The sequence below is a fragment of the Streptomyces tendae genome, from assembly GCF_014650435.1.
GTDB lineage: Bacteria > Actinomycetota > Actinomycetes > Streptomycetales > Streptomycetaceae > Streptomyces > Streptomyces tendae.
Genome location: NZ_BMUY01000014.1, coordinates 175,109 through 188,448, shown reverse-complemented (window position 1 = coordinate 188,448; position 13,340 = coordinate 175,109). Strand labels below are relative to the sequence as shown.

Sequence of the window (13,340 nt, the reverse complement as noted above, 5' to 3'; positions counted from 1 at the left end):
TCGTCGAGGTCCAGCGGGTGTCCCAGTCGACATGATCAGCAGCGGAATGATGGCTTCAGATGTGCAATGTCGGTTTAGTCGGAGTGGCGTCGGCGTCGCAATTGACCGGTTTGACCCTTGATAAGTGAGCAAACTCACACCCGGAACGTGGACTCCCCCACGGCTGGTGGGGAATCGCGTGTTTAGCCTGACGCTTTACAGAGAAGGCAAAACCGACAACCCGCGCCCTCGCAGGGGCTTTCACCGCCCCTCGGGCGCCCGGACACGACAAGGGCCTCGAACAACCGTGAAGACGACGATGATGTTCCACAAGATCGCCAACCCGCGACGCACGACGCTGGCGCACCTCAAGGACGCCGACGGACCGCAGACGCCGGAGCAGCCGGAGCACGCCGTCGAGCTCCCCGCCCAGACCGCCAACCCCCGCCGCACGATCCTCATGGAGGCCCCGGTCGCGGCGTCGGTCGCAGAGTAGTACGGCACCCGGCCGCGGACCGTTCAGCGGCCACCCTGGCAGGCCCGCCGCGTTAGCCTGGAGCGTCAGACTCCAGCCAGCTCAGTCAAGGGGCCAAGCAACCCGTGCGCATCGCCAGGTTCTCCATCGACGGGAACGTCGCCTTCGGCGCGGTCGAGGGCGACCAGCCGGACCAGCTCGTCCTCGACATCATCAAGGGCATCCCGTTCGCGGACTTCGAGCTCTCCGGCACCAAGGTGCCCCTGAGCAAGGTGCGGCTCCTGCCGCCGGTACTCCCCAACAAGGTCGTCGCCTTCGGCCGCAACTACGCCGAACACGCCCGCGAACTCGGCAACGAGGTGCCCGACGCCCCGTTCGCCTTCTTCAAGCCGTCCACCTCCGTGATCGGCCCCGGGGACGCCATCCAGTACCCCTCCTTTACCGAGGAGCTGCACCACGAGGCCGAACTGGCCGTCGTCATCGGCCGCATGTGCCGCGAGGTCCCGCGCGAGCGCGTCCAGGACGTGATCTTCGGCTACACCTGCGCCAACGACGTCACCGCCCGTGACGTGCAGCGCCGTGAGAAGCAGTGGGCCAGGGCCAAGGGCTTCGACTCCTCCTGTCCGCTCGGCCCGTGGGTGGAGACGGACCTGGACATCCCGACCGCGAGCGACCTCACCATCCAGCTCACGGTCAACGGCGGCCAGCGGCAGCTCGGCCGCACCAGCGAGATGATCCACTCCATCGAGGATCTGATCGTCAACATCTCCGAGGCGATGACGCTGCTCCCCGGCGACGTGATTCTCACGGGCACCCCGGCCGGCGTCGGCCCCCTCAACGTCGGCGACGAGGTCGCCGTCACCATCGAAGGCATCGGCACTCTCACCAACAAGGTTGTCAAGCGTGGCTAGCGCATCCGGCTCCCCCGTACGCGTCCGTTTCTGTCCGTCCCCCACCGGCAACCCCCACGTGGGCCTGGTCCGCACCGCCCTGTTCAACTGGGCCTTCGCGCGCCACCACCAGGGCACGCTGGTCTTCCGCATCGAGGACACCGACGCGGCCCGCGACTCCGAGGAGTCCTACGACCAGCTCCTCGAGGCGATGCGCTGGCTGGGCTTCGACTGGGACGAGGGCCCCGAGGTCGGCGGCCCGCACGCGCCGTACCGCCAGTCGCAGCGCATGGACATCTACGCGGACGTCGCCCAAAAGCTCCTGGACGCCGGCCACGCCTACCGCTGCTACTGCTCCCAGGAGGAGCTGGACTCCCGCCGCGAGGCCGCCCGCGCCGCCGGCAAGCCCTCCGGCTACGACGGCCACTGCCGCGACCTGAGCGACGCGCAGGTCGAGGAGTACACGTCCCAGGGCCGCGAGCCCATCGTCCGCTTCCGGATGCCCGACGAGGCGATCACCTTCACGGACCTGGTCCGCGGCGAGATCACCTACCTCCCGGAGAACGTCCCGGACTACGGCATCGTCCGAGCCAACGGCGCCCCGCTCTACACGCTCGTCAACCCGGTCGACGACGCCCTGATGGAGATCACCCACGTCCTGCGCGGCGAGGACCTGCTCTCCTCCACCCCGCGCCAGATCGCCCTGTACAAGGCGCTGATCGAGCTGGGCGTCGCCAAGGAGATCCCCGCCTTCGGCCACCTGCCGTACGTCATGGGCGAGGGCAACAAGAAGCTGTCCAAGCGCGACCCGCAGTCGAGCCTCAACCTCTACCGCGAGCGCGGCTTCCTCCCCGAGGGGCTGCTCAACTACCTCTCCCTCCTCGGCTGGTCGCTCTCGGCCGACCAGGACATCTTCACGATCGAGGAGATGGTCGCGGCCTTCGACGTCTCCGACGTGCAGCCCAACCCGGCGCGCTTCGACCTGAAGAAGTGCGAGGCGATCAACGGCGACCACATCCGCCTCCTCGAGGTCAAGGACTTCACCGAGCGCTGCCGCCCCTGGCTGAAGGCCCCCGTCGCCCCCTGGGCGCCCGAGGACTTCGACGAGGCCAAGTGGCAGGCGATCGCGCCGCACGCGCAGACCCGCCTCAAGGTCCTCTCCGAGATCACCGACAACGTCGACTTCCTCTTCCTGCCGGAGCCGGCCGTCGACGAGGCGAGCTGGACCAAGGCCATGAAGGACGGCAGCGACGCCCTGCTCCGCACCGCCCGCGAGAAGCTGGACGCGGCCGACTGGGCCTCCCCGGAGTCCCTCAAGGAGGCCGTCCTGGCCGCCGGTGAGACCCACGGCCTCAAGCTCGGCAAGGCCCAGGCCCCCGTCCGCGTCGCCGTCACCGGCCGCACGGTCGGCCTGCCCCTCTTCGAGTCCCTGGAGGTCCTGGGCAAGGAGAAGTCCCTGGCCCGGATCGACGCGGCGCTGACGCGGCTGGCGGCGTAACGCCCACGCGCGCAGAGAGCGCGTTCGAGCAACGGGCACGAGCAAGGGGCGGCATCCGGAACACTCCGGGTGCCGCCCCCTTGCCACCAGGTCACTGCGCGTCGGCCTCGTCGACGAGATAGGCGCTCTCGTCGAAGATCTCCAGGACGACGACGACCATGACCGCTCCTGCCACCATGTACTCCAGCATCACGCCGGGGGCGACGTAGGCCTTGCGCAGATGCTCGTCCGGGCCGAGCTGGGCGGTCGCGTTCTTCCGGAACGGGTCGCGGGCCAGTATCCGCACGGCCCGGTCCAGATGGGCCCGGCGCTCGACGGGCAGCGCATCGTACGTGGCGCGGGCCTCAACGGTGAACTGAACGCGATACTCGGTCATGGCGGGCTCGGTCTTTCGCTCGTCGGTCCTCCCAAGCTACGGCATCCGCCGCCCCCCGAACCGCCGAAGAGCCCCCACACCGCCCGTCCCGGCGTTACCGTCGGATCATGAGCATTCGCGCCGTGGTCTGGGACGTCGACGACACGCTCTTCGACTACACCACCGCCGACCGCGAGGGCATGCGCGCCCATCTGGTCGCCGAGGGACTGCTCGCCGGATACGGGTCGGCCGAGGAGGCCCTCGTGCGCTGGCGGGAGATCACCGACCAGCAGTGGGCGCGTTTCTCGGCGGGCGAGGTGGACTTCGTCACACAGCGGCGCGACCGCACCCGGGTCTTCCTGGGCCGGCCGGAACTGACGGACGCCGAGGCCGACGACTGGTTCCAGCGCTACGTCACGCACTACGAGGCCGCCTGGTCCCTCTTCCCGGACGTGATGCCCGTGCTCGACGCGCTCGCCGACAGCCACCGGCACGCCGTGCTCTCCAACTCCAGCCTCACCGTCCAGGACCGCAAACTGCGCGTCCTGGGCGTGCACGACCGCTTCGAGGTCATCCTGTGCGCCGCCGAGCTGGGCGTCTCCAAACCGGAGGCCGGCGCCTTCCTCGCGGCCTGCGACGCCCTCGGCCTCGGCCCTGGGGAGGTCGCCTACGTCGGCGACCACCCGGAGATCGACGGAAGGGGCGCCGCCGAGGCCGGGCTGCTCTCGGTCTGGATCGACCGCGCAGGCGCGTACGCGACGGTCGACCCGCCGGCCGGCCCCCGCCGCATCGCCTCGCTCTCCGAACTTCCCGCACTGCTCGGCGCCGATACCCGTTTTGGAGCCCCGTCCACCTTCGGGTAATGTTCTTCCTGCGCCGCCGGAGAGCGGGCCGAAGGGCCGGGAACCGGAAGCGCAACGCTAGAACAAGAACCCCTCCGGGGCTTGCGTTCCAGTGGCCTATGGTGTAATTGGCAGCACGACTGATTCTGGTTCAGTTAGTCTAGGTTCGAGTCCTGGTAGGCCAGCTCGCAGAGCTTATCTGCGCCGCGGAGCACATCCGCAAAGCCCCCGTTGTGTAGCGGCCTAGCACGCCGCCCTCTCAAGGCGGTAGCGCCGGTTCGAATCCGGTCGGGGGTACAGATCCTTCCCGCGAGGACAGCTCGGGTCGCTCCCGCTGCTCTCGATGCAGGATCGCTAGGGCCCCCGTTGTGTAGCGGCCTAGCACGCCGCCCTCTCAAGGCGGTAGCGCCGGTTCGAATCCGGTCGGGGGTACGAACTGGTCTAAACCACATTGGTCTATGGTGTAATTGGCAGCACGACTGATTCTGGTTCAGTTAGTCTAGGTTCGAGTCCTGGTAGACCAGCTCGGATCTGCGGCGATGTAGCATCGAACGCCTGCAAGATCCACGCCCCCGTTGTGTAGCGGCCTAGCACGCCGCCCTCTCAAGGCGGTAGCGCCGGTTCGAATCCGGTCGGGGGTACTCGAAAGTCCGAGGGGGCTTCCGCTACGGCGGGAGCCCCCTCCGGCGTTCCCCCGGCGCTCACTCGATGCCGTACCGCCGCGCCGACTCCTCCTCCTGGGCCAGCCGGTGCAGGGCCCGCAGTACCGGTTGGAAGAGGACCGCCGCCGCGACCGCCATCTCGACCTTCTCCGCCTCCGAGGCGTGGGTCTCCATGAAGTCCAGGTCCCGCCGGGCCACCTCCATCATCAACTCGCCGTACGGTGCCATCAGTTCCGCGTCCCACGGATAGTCCAGGCGGCGCAGCGCGGCCACCGCCACCACCAGGGAGCGGTGGACGGGGGAGAGCGGCGCCAACTCCCGGGAGGTCTCCCAGCCCAGCAGTTCGAGGAGCCGGTCCACCTCGACGCGCGCGGCGGCCACCGCCGGGTCCGCCTCGTCCGGCTCGGTGTCCTGCGGCAGCGCCCACAGAGCCGCCCCCAGCCGGATGGTGCGGCCCAGCGAGTCGTCGTCGACGTGCCCCAGCACCTCCCGGGCCGTCGCCACCGGCACCTTCCCGACCTGGATCAGCGCCCGCACCAGTCGCAGCCGGCGCAGATGGTCCTCGTCGTACTCGGCGGTGGTCGCGTTGACCTGCCGGCCCGGCGGCAACAGCCCCTCGCGCAGGTAGTACTTGATCGTCGCGGTGGACACCCCGCTGTGTTTGCTCAGGTCGGCCAGTCGCATCCCTTGCGCCCCTTCTCGGATAGCGCCACTATCTAAGCAGGGCTGCTTGGACAGTGCAGCTCACCAACACGGGGAGGCGTCATGCCGGGCAAGTCCGCGACCGCGACCCGCACCACCGCCGCCGCCGAGGGGGACGTGACCGTCCTGCTGATCGGCATGCGGATCAACCGCTTCTGGGCCGTGCACCACTGGCTGCCGGTCTTCCTCGCCATGCCGCGCATGCTCCGCGAGCTGGCGAAGGACCCGGAGCGCGGGCTCCTGAGCCACGTCCTGCTGACGGCGTCCCCGCGGACCTACTACGTCGTCCAGTACTGGGAGTCCAAGGAGAAGCTCTACAAGTACGCGCACTCGCCCGACATGTTCCACCACCGGGCCTGGGCGGTCATCAACCGCAAGGAGCGCAAGGGCAAGGTGCGCGGGCACGTGGGGCTGTGGCACGAGGCGTACGTCGTGCCCGAGGGGTCGTACGAGTCGATCTACGCCGACATGCCCGCGTTCGGGCTCGCGGCGGCACACGGACAGGTGCCTCTGGAGCGGCGCGGCAAGCGCGCACGGGACCGCTTCGCGTACCGGTCGGACAACGCCGCCGGGGAACGGGCGGAGAAGCGGGTCGCCGCCCCGGGGAAGGCCCCCGACGGGGTCTGAGAACGGCGCCGGGCCCGCCGCGGCGTTGAGGCGGGCCCGTGACCGGTCAGAAGTGTCGGGGGACGGCGGTCAGCCGTTGCGGCGCAGCGCCTCGGAGAGGCGTCCGGCGGCGTCGATGATCGCCTGCGCGTGCATACGGCCGGGGTGGCGGGTGAGGCGCTCGATGGGCCCGGAGACGGACACGGCGGCCACCACGCGGTTGGAGGGGCCGCGCACCGGCGCGGAGACGGACGCGACGCCGGGCTCCCGCTCGCCGATGGACTGGGCCCACCCGCGGCGGCGCACGCCGGACAGGGCCGTCGCCGTGAAGCGGGCGCCCTGGAGGCCGCGGTGCAGGCGCTCCGGCTCCTCCCAGGCCATCAGGATCTGGGCCGAGGAACCGGCCTTCATGGTGAGCGTGGAGCCGACCGGGACCGTGTCCCTCAGGCCCGACAGGCGCTCGGCCGCGGCCACGCAGATGCGCATGTCGCCCTGGCGGCGGTAGAGCTGGGCGCTCTCGCCGGTGACGTCGCGCAGGTGGGTGAGGACCGGGCCCGCCGTGGCGAGCAGGCGGTCCTCGCCGGCCGCCGCGGCCAGTTCGGCCAGGCGCGGGCCGAGGATGAAACGGCCCTGCATGTCGCGCGCCACCATACGGTGGTGTTCCAGCGCCACGGCCAGGCGGTGGGCCGTGGGTCGTGCCAGTCCGGTCGCACCGACCAACCCCGCGAGGGTGGCCGGGCCGGACTCCAGAGCGCTCAGGACGAGGGCCGCCTTGTCCAGAACGCCGACGCCGCTACTGTTGTCCATGACACGATACTCCCGTCTCACTCTGTGAAACGCAAGTTCAATTTTCCATGGAACGCGCCACCCTGGACGGCAGGAAGTCACAACGGCCCGTGACGAAAGGGCCTGGTGGCGGCTGCCCGGAAACACAGGGGTGCGGGCACCGCTTCCCCAAGATCTCTAGTTGGGTCGGTGCTTCGTCGCCGACCGAAGGGAAAGCGATGGGTAGGACACTCGCGGAGAAGGTCTGGGACGACCACGTCGTCCGGCGCGCCGAGGGCGAGCCCGACCTCCTCTTCATCGATCTGCACCTGCTGCACGAGGTGACCAGCCCGCAGGCCTTCGACGGCCTCCGCAAGAGCGGCCGCCCGGTGCGGCGGCTCGACCTGACCATCGCCACCGAGGACCACAACACCCCGACGCTCGACATCGACAAGCCCATCGCGGACCCGGTCTCCCGGGCCCAGCTGGAGACGCTGCGCAAGAACTGCGCGGAGTTCGGTGTCCGGCTGCACCCGCTGGGCGACGTCGAGCAGGGCGTCGTGCACGTCGTCGGCCCCCAGCTGGGCCTGACCCAGCCCGGCACCACCGTGGTCTGCGGCGACTCGCACACCTCGACGCACGGCGCCTTCGGCGCGCTGGCGTTCGGCATCGGCACTTCCCAGGTCGAGCACGTGCTGGCCACCCAGACGCTGCCCATGGCCCGCCCGAAGACCATGGCGATCACGGTCAACGGCGAGCTGCCCGACGGCGTCACCGCCAAGGACCTGATCCTGGCGATCATCGCGCGGATCGGCACCGGCGGCGGCCAGGGCTACATCCTGGAGTACCGCGGCGAGGCCATCGAGAAGCTCTCGATGGAGGCCCGCATGACCATCTGCAACATGTCGATCGAGGCCGGCGCCCGCGCGGGCATGATCGCCCCCGACGAGACCACCTTCTCCTACCTCCAGGGCCGCCCGCACGCCCCCGAGGGCGCCGACTGGGACGCGGCGGTGGAGTACTGGAAGACGCTGCGCACGGACGACGACGCCGAGTTCGACGCCGAGGTGGTCATCGAAGCCGCCGAACTGGCACCGTTCGTCACCTGGGGCACCAACCCCGGCCAGGGCGCACCGCTTTCCGCCGCCGTCCCCGACCCGGCTTCGTACGAAGACGCTTCGGAGCGCTTCGCCGCCGAAAAGGCCCTGGAGTACATGGGCTTGGAAGCCGGGCAGCCGCTGCGCTCCATCACGGTGGACACCGTCTTCGTAGGTTCCTGCACCAACGGTCGCATCGAGGACCTGCGCGCCGCCGCGGAGATCGTCCGGGACCGCAAAGTCGCCGACGGTGTACGCATGCTGGTCGTCCCCGGCTCCGCGCGGGTCGGCCTCCAGGCCGTCTCCGAGGGCCTGGACGTGGTCTTCAAGGAGGCCGGCGCCGAGTGGCGGCACGCGGGCTGCTCGATGTGCCTGGGCATGAACCCGGACCAGCTGGCCCCGGGGGAGCGCTCCGCGTCCACCTCCAACCGCAACTTCGAGGGACGCCAGGGCAAGGGCGGCCGCACCCACCTGGTGTCGCCGCAGGTCGCGGCCGCGACGGCGGTCCTGGGCCACCTGGCCTCCCCGGCCGACCTGTCCGCCGCCGACGTCCCCACGCCCGCTGGAGTCTGAGAGTCATGGAAGCGTTCACCAAGCACACCGGCCGGGCCGTCCCGCTGCGCCGCAGCAACGTCGACACCGACCAGATCATCCCCGCCCACTGGCTCAAGAAGGTGACCCGGGACGGGTTCGAGGACGGGCTCTTCGAGGCCTGGCGCAAGGACCCGGAGTTCGTGCTCAACCGGCCCGAGCGCGCGGGCGCCTCCGTCCTGGTCGCGGGACCCGACTTCGGCACCGGCTCCTCCCGCGAGCACGCCGTCTGGGCCCTGCAGAACTACGGCTTCAAGACCGTGGTCTCCTCCCGCTTCGCCGACATCTTCCGCGGTAACTCGCTGAAGAACGGCCTGCTCACGGTGGTCCTCGACCAGAAGGTCGTGGACGCGCTGTGGGAGCTGGTGGAGCGGGACCCGCAGGCCGAGATCACCGTCGACCTGGAGGCCCGCGAGGTCCGCGCCGAGGGCGTCACCGCCTCCTTCGAGCTGGACGAGAACTCCCGCTGGCGGCTGCTGAACGGGCTGGACGACATCTCGATCACCCTCCAGAACGAGGCGGACATCGCCGCGTACGAGGCGAAGCGCCCGTCGTTCAAGCCGCAGACCGTCCAGGTCTGATCACCAGGAGCCCGCACGAGTCTCCCCGGGGCTCCACAAGGTCGAGTTTCGGCCACCCAGCATCCCCGCCGTACCCCCGATCAGCCCGATCGGGGGTACGGCCGTTTCTGGATCCGTCCGCGCCCGCCCGTGACGGACGTGACGCACAACTTCCCACGTTAGAGGCGTGGTTGCCGGGGTACGCAGGTTGTTGAGGACTGGCTTCCGACTGCGCCAGGAAGGCCGTTCGGGGCGGCAGTTGCCCCCTGCGCAGGCGACAACTCGCCCCAGATGGCACAATCTGTGCATGGAACACGACGGCCAACTCGAGCTCTATACGGCGGTCGCGGTCCGGCTCAAGGAAGCGCACACAAGAGTGCGCGCACTGCAAGTCCCGGAGGGCGTACGGATGGCGCTGACCCGGAAGCTGCTGGTCATTACGGCCGCGGCCAAACACGATCTCGCCGGTGCGGCAAGGCGCCTGGATCGGTTCACCGCCGACCTCGACGCGGGTCGATTCCCCGAAGAGGAAGGCTGAACCGGCCAGGGCGGCCCGAGTCCGTTGCGGCACAAGGGTGATTAGCCCGTTTCGTGTTTGATTTGCGGTATATATCTGCCTAACGTGCGAAAAAGCTTGAACACATTCGTTCTGGCGATGTCTCCGAAGGGGAAGACGTGAACAAGGCGCAGCTCGTAGAAGCGATTGCCGACAAGCTGGGCGGTCGGCAGCAGGCCGCCGACGCTGTCGACGCGGTCCTGGACGCCCTCGTCCGTGCCGTCGTCGCGGGCGACCGGGTCTCGGTCACCGGCTTCGGTTCCTTCGAGAAGGTCGACCGCCCGGCCCGCTATGCCCGCAACCCGCAGACCGGCGAGCGGGTTCGGGTCAAGAAGACCTCCGTGCCGCGCTTCCGCGCGGGTCAGGGCTTCAAGGACCTGGTGAGCGGCTCGAAGAAGCTTCCGAAGAACGACATCGCGGTCAAGAAGGCCCCCAAGGGCAGCCTGTCCGGCCCGCCGCCCACCATCTCCAAGGCCGCGGGCAAGAAGGCCGCCGCCAAGAAGGCCACGGGCGCCGCCAAGAAGGCCACGGGCGCGGCCAAGAAGACGTCCGCGGCGGCGAAGAAGACGACCGCGAAGAAGACCACCGGAGCGGCGAAGACGACGGCGAAGAAGACCACCGCCAAGAAGTCCGCGGCCAAGAGCACCACGGCGGCGGCGAAGAAGACCGCGGCGAAGAAGGCCCCCGCGAAGAAGGCGACCGCCAAGAAGGCCCCGGCCAAGAAGTCGACGGCCCGCAAGACCACCGCCAAGAAGGCCACCGCCCGCAAGAAGTAGCAGGCGGCACCCCGCGGCAGCGGGCGGACGGGCACAGGGCACTCACGCGCCGGGCCGGACTCCCTCGGGAGTCCGGCCCGCGGCGTGTCCGGGACCCGGCGGCCGGCCCCGTGGATCAGAACGTCTGCAGCGTCACCAGCGAGATCCGGCGACCCGCGCCCGCCCCGGTGTCCGTCCCCGGGTCCGTCCCCGCGCCCGAGCCCGCTTCCGTGTCCTCGGTCTCGATCCGCACCCGCTGCCCGGGCCGCAGCAGCCTGAGACCGCCCGCGTCGAACGCCGCCGCGTCGAAGGGCACGGGCGTGCCGTCGTCGAGCAGCACCTGCCCGCTGCGGCTCTCGGGGTCGTACGTGTACGCGGTCGCCTGCATGCCGGCAGCCTACTGCCCGGCGATCAGCAGCCGCGCTGCCACCGCGGCCGTACGGGGTCCCACGCCGAGCGCCAGTGCGGAGCGCAGATCACCGCCGGTGTCGACGTCCTGCCGTACGGAATCCACCGCGTCGAGACGCAGTTCCACCGCGCCGGACGCCCGGTGGCGGGCCCGGGAATCCGTGCCGAATGCCGGGGCCAATTCACGGCCCGGCGCCGCGGCCAGCAAGGTGGTGCCGATTCCGGCCGCGTCCGGGAGAAAAGCGCGCGGGAATTGCGTGGCCGCGGTCAGTACCCGCGCCAATTCGGCCGGCCGCAGTGCGGGGAGATCGGCGTTGAGCGCGGCCACCGGGCATTTGGGCCGGGTCGCCCGCACCACGGCCGCCCCGTGCGCCAGCGCGGCGTTCAGACCGCCGCCCGGCTCGCCCGGGACGATGCCCGCGCCGAGCGCCGCCAGCTCCCGCCCGGCCCGCGCGTCGTCCGTGACGACTGCCACATCCGCGACCGCCGGGCAGGCCAGCGCGGCTGCCACCGTGTCCTGTGCGAACGCCAGCGCGAGTCCCGGCCGCACCCCGTCGTCCGCGGTGTCCGACAGCCTGCTCTTGGCCCGGGCGAGGGGCTTCACGGGTACGACCAAGGTCCACTGCACGAGCGTTCCGTCCTTCTCTCGTCGCCGTCATTGTCACCTGCGAGACCTGGCGGTTCACTCTTCGGGGCGTACGGTGTTCTCGACAGACGGGCGGCCCGGGGCGACACTTGTCCGGCCCCAGGCCCTGGAGGAAAGGTGTCAGCGTGCCCCGCCGCAGAATCGGCTTCTGGTACCGCCTGGCCGCGGTGATCTGCAAACCGCCGCTGGTGGTTCTGATCAAGCGGGACTGGCGGGGAATGGAGAACATTCCGGCCGACGGCGGATTTATCACCGCCGTGAACCACAATTCGCACGTGGACCCCTTCGCGTACGCGCACTACCAGTACAACACCGGACGCGTCCCCCGATTCCTGGCGAAGAGCGGCCTTTTCAAGAAGGGCTTCGTCGGTGCCGCGATGCGGGGGACCGGACAGATCCCCGTCTACCGCGAGAGCACCGACGCGCTGAGTGCCTTCCGGGCCGCGATCGACGCCGTGGAGCGCGGCGAGTGCGTCGCGTTCTACCCCGAGGGCACCCTCACCCGCGACCCGGACGGCTGGCCGATGACCGCCAAGACCGGTGCCGCTCGCGTCGCCCTGCAGACCAAGTGCCCGGTGATCCCGGTCGCCCAGTGGGGCTGCAACGAACTGCTGCCGCCGTACGCCAAGAAGCCGAACCTCCTGCCGCGCAAGACCCATCAGGTGCTGGCCGGTCCGCCGGTCGACCTGTCGCGGTTCTACGACAAGGAGATGACCACGGAGCTGCTGAAGGAGGCCACCGAGGTCATCATGGCCGCCGTCACCCGCCAGCTCGAGGAGATCCGCGGCGAGAAGGCGCCCGAAACCCCCTACGACCCGCGCCGCGAGCGGATCGAACAGCGGCGCCGGACACAGGCACAGGCACAGGCGCAGGCACAGGCGCAGGCGCAGCAGGCAGAAGGGCAGAGCACGTGAGCAAGCCGGTCAAGGCGGCCGTCTTCGGCACCGGATCCTGGGGCACCGCCTTCGGCACCGTCCTCGCCGACGCGGGCTGCGACGTCACCCTGTGGGGGCGCCGCGCCGCACTCGCCGACGCCGTCAACTCCACCCGCACCAACCCGGACTACCTGCCCGGCGTGGAGCTCCCGGAGAACCTGCGGGCCACCACCGACGCCGCCGAGGCCGCGCACGACGCCGACTTCACCGTCCTCGCCGTCCCCTCCCAGACGCTGCGCGCGGGACTCGCCGACTGGACGCCGCTGCTGGCGCCCGGCACCGTCCTGGTGTCGCTGATGAAGGGCGTCGAACTCGGCTCCGCGATGCGGATGAGCGAGGTCATCGGGGACGTCGCCAAGGTCGGCCCCGAGCGCATCGCCGTGGTCACCGGACCCAACCTGGCCCGGGAGATCGCCGCCCGCATGCCGGCCGCCGCCGTGGTCGCCTGCCCCGACGAGTCCGTCGCCCAGCGCCTCCAGACCGCCTGCCACACGCCGTACTTCCGCCCCTACACCAACACCGACGTCGTCGGCTGCGAGCTGGGCGGCGCCGTGAAGAACGTGATCGGTCTGGCCGTCGGCATCGCGGACGGCATGGGCCTCGGCGACAACGCCAAGGGCTCCCTCATCACCCGGGGTCTCGCCGAGACCACCCGCCTCGGAGTCGCCCTCGGCGCCGACCCGCTGACCTTCTCCGGACTGGCCGGGCTCGGCGACCTGGTGGCGACCTGCTCCTCGCCGCTGTCCCGCAACCACACCTTCGGCACCAACCTCGGCAAGGGCATGACCCTGGAGGAGACCATCGCGGTCACCAAGCAGACCGCCGAGGGCGTCAAGTCCTGCGAGTCGGTGCTGGACCTGGCCCGCAGGCACGGCGTCGACATGCCGATCACCGAGACGGTCGTCGCCATCGTGCACGAGGGCAAGCCCCCGGTGGTCGCCGTGAAGGAACTGATGTCGCGCAGCGCGAAGCCCGAACGACGCTGAGCGACGCCGGGCGAGGCCCGCTCGGGGGCCGA

Annotated in this window: 16 protein-coding genes and 5 tRNA genes; 16 read left to right on the top strand and 5 right to left on the bottom strand. The window is 70.3% G+C overall.

Annotated elements, in window-relative coordinates:
- The first annotated feature begins 286 nt into the window (after positions 1-286).
- The 3 genes from IE258_RS31785 (at position 287) to gltX (ending at position 2,842) form a co-directional block, all read left to right on the top strand.
- Positions 287-475, top strand: a complete 189-nt coding sequence (locus IE258_RS31785) for a hypothetical protein (protein WP_164461019.1) — start codon at positions 287-289, stop codon at positions 473-475.
- A 104-nt stretch (positions 476-579) separates the two neighbouring features.
- A complete protein-coding gene (locus tag IE258_RS31780) occupies positions 580-1,365 on the top strand; it encodes a fumarylacetoacetate hydrolase family protein (protein WP_127895591.1) in 786 nt (261 codons plus the stop codon).
- Positions 1,358-2,842 carry a glutamate--tRNA ligase gene (gene gltX / locus IE258_RS31775; RefSeq protein WP_189749183.1) on the top strand — a complete coding sequence of 495 codons (1,485 nt, stop codon included), beginning with the start codon at positions 1,358-1,360 and terminating at the stop codon, positions 2,840-2,842. Before IE258_RS31780 ends, gltX begins: the two co-directional genes overlap by 8 nt.
- A gap of 91 nt (positions 2,843-2,933) precedes the next feature.
- On the opposite strand, the gene IE258_RS31770 is transcribed toward gltX, so the two are convergent.
- Positions 2,934-3,218 (bottom strand): hypothetical protein, encoded by a 285-nt coding sequence (locus tag IE258_RS31770; protein ID WP_189749182.1) that lies wholly within the window; start codon positions 3,216-3,218, stop codon positions 2,934-2,936.
- Between the two features lie 107 nt (positions 3,219-3,325).
- On the opposite strand from IE258_RS31770, the gene IE258_RS31765 reads away from it, so the two are divergent.
- The 6 genes from IE258_RS31765 (at position 3,326) to IE258_RS31740 (ending at position 4,680) form a co-directional block, all read left to right on the top strand.
- On the top strand, positions 3,326-4,060 hold the full coding sequence (locus IE258_RS31765; protein ID WP_189749181.1) for an HAD family hydrolase: 735 nt from the start codon (positions 3,326-3,328) through the stop codon (positions 4,058-4,060).
- Positions 4,061-4,152: 92 nt separating this feature from the next.
- Positions 4,153-4,224, top strand: a tRNA-Gln gene (locus tag IE258_RS31760).
- A gap of 39 nt (positions 4,225-4,263) precedes the next feature.
- Positions 4,264-4,336, top strand: a tRNA-Glu gene (locus IE258_RS31755).
- Between the two features lie 62 nt (positions 4,337-4,398).
- Positions 4,399-4,471 (top strand) — tRNA-Glu (locus IE258_RS31750).
- 20 nt (positions 4,472-4,491) lie between these two features.
- Positions 4,492-4,563, top strand: a tRNA-Gln gene (locus IE258_RS31745).
- A gap of 44 nt (positions 4,564-4,607) precedes the next feature.
- Positions 4,608-4,680, top strand: a tRNA-Glu gene (locus IE258_RS31740).
- Positions 4,681-4,740: 60 nt separating this feature from the next.
- Here the strand turns inward: IE258_RS31740 and IE258_RS31735 are convergent.
- Positions 4,741-5,385, bottom strand: coding sequence for a MerR family transcriptional regulator (locus tag IE258_RS31735; protein WP_189749180.1), 645 nt, complete (start codon positions 5,383-5,385; stop codon positions 4,741-4,743).
- A gap of 81 nt (positions 5,386-5,466) precedes the next feature.
- Here IE258_RS31735 and IE258_RS31730 point away from each other — a divergent pair, with 81 nt between their 5' ends.
- Complete coding sequence (locus IE258_RS31730; RefSeq protein ID WP_189749179.1) at positions 5,467-6,030, top strand: DUF4188 domain-containing protein; 564 nt, start codon at positions 5,467-5,469, stop codon at positions 6,028-6,030.
- 69 nt (positions 6,031-6,099) lie between these two features.
- Here the strand turns inward: IE258_RS31730 and ndgR are convergent, their stop codons facing one another.
- The gene (ndgR, locus tag IE258_RS31725) at positions 6,100-6,816 is read right to left on the bottom strand and encodes an IclR family transcriptional regulator NdgR (protein ID WP_011030305.1); all 717 of its coding nucleotides are present in this window, start codon (positions 6,814-6,816) and stop codon (positions 6,100-6,102) included.
- 197 nt (positions 6,817-7,013) lie between these two features.
- On the opposite strand from ndgR, the gene leuC reads away from it, so the two are divergent.
- From leuC to IE258_RS31705, 4 genes are all read left to right on the top strand, one after another.
- On the top strand, positions 7,014-8,444 hold the full coding sequence (gene leuC / locus IE258_RS31720) for a 3-isopropylmalate dehydratase large subunit (protein ID WP_159330343.1): 1,431 nt from the start codon (positions 7,014-7,016) through the stop codon (positions 8,442-8,444).
- A gap of 5 nt (positions 8,445-8,449) precedes the next feature.
- Complete coding sequence (leuD, locus tag IE258_RS31715; RefSeq protein WP_189749178.1) at positions 8,450-9,043, top strand: 3-isopropylmalate dehydratase small subunit; 594 nt, start codon at positions 8,450-8,452, stop codon at positions 9,041-9,043.
- Positions 9,044-9,329: 286 nt separating this feature from the next.
- Positions 9,330-9,560, top strand: coding sequence for an SCO5555 family protein (locus tag IE258_RS31710; RefSeq protein ID WP_052838413.1), 231 nt, complete (start codon positions 9,330-9,332; stop codon positions 9,558-9,560).
- A gap of 137 nt (positions 9,561-9,697) precedes the next feature.
- Positions 9,698-10,354: an HU family DNA-binding protein gene (locus IE258_RS31705; protein WP_087807049.1), complete on the top strand. Its 657-nt coding sequence runs from the start codon at positions 9,698-9,700 to the stop codon at positions 10,352-10,354.
- 115 nt (positions 10,355-10,469) lie between these two features.
- Here the strand turns inward: IE258_RS31705 and IE258_RS31700 are convergent, their stop codons facing one another.
- Positions 10,470-10,721, bottom strand: coding sequence for a hypothetical protein (locus IE258_RS31700; protein ID WP_189749177.1), 252 nt, complete (start codon positions 10,719-10,721; stop codon positions 10,470-10,472).
- A gap of 9 nt (positions 10,722-10,730) precedes the next feature.
- On the bottom strand, positions 10,731-11,369 hold the full coding sequence (gene cofC / locus IE258_RS31695; RefSeq protein WP_159330349.1) for a 2-phospho-L-lactate guanylyltransferase: 639 nt from the start codon (positions 11,367-11,369) through the stop codon (positions 10,731-10,733).
- Between the two features lie 143 nt (positions 11,370-11,512).
- On the opposite strand from cofC, the gene IE258_RS31690 reads away from it, so the two are divergent.
- Positions 11,513-12,301: a lysophospholipid acyltransferase family protein gene (locus IE258_RS31690; protein WP_189749176.1), complete on the top strand. Its 789-nt coding sequence runs from the start codon at positions 11,513-11,515 to the stop codon at positions 12,299-12,301.
- Positions 12,298-13,308, top strand: a complete 1,011-nt coding sequence (locus tag IE258_RS31685; protein WP_159330353.1) for an NAD(P)H-dependent glycerol-3-phosphate dehydrogenase — start codon at positions 12,298-12,300, stop codon at positions 13,306-13,308. The genes IE258_RS31690 and IE258_RS31685 overlap by 4 nt, the downstream gene beginning before the upstream one ends.
- Positions 13,309-13,340 lie beyond the last annotated feature (32 nt).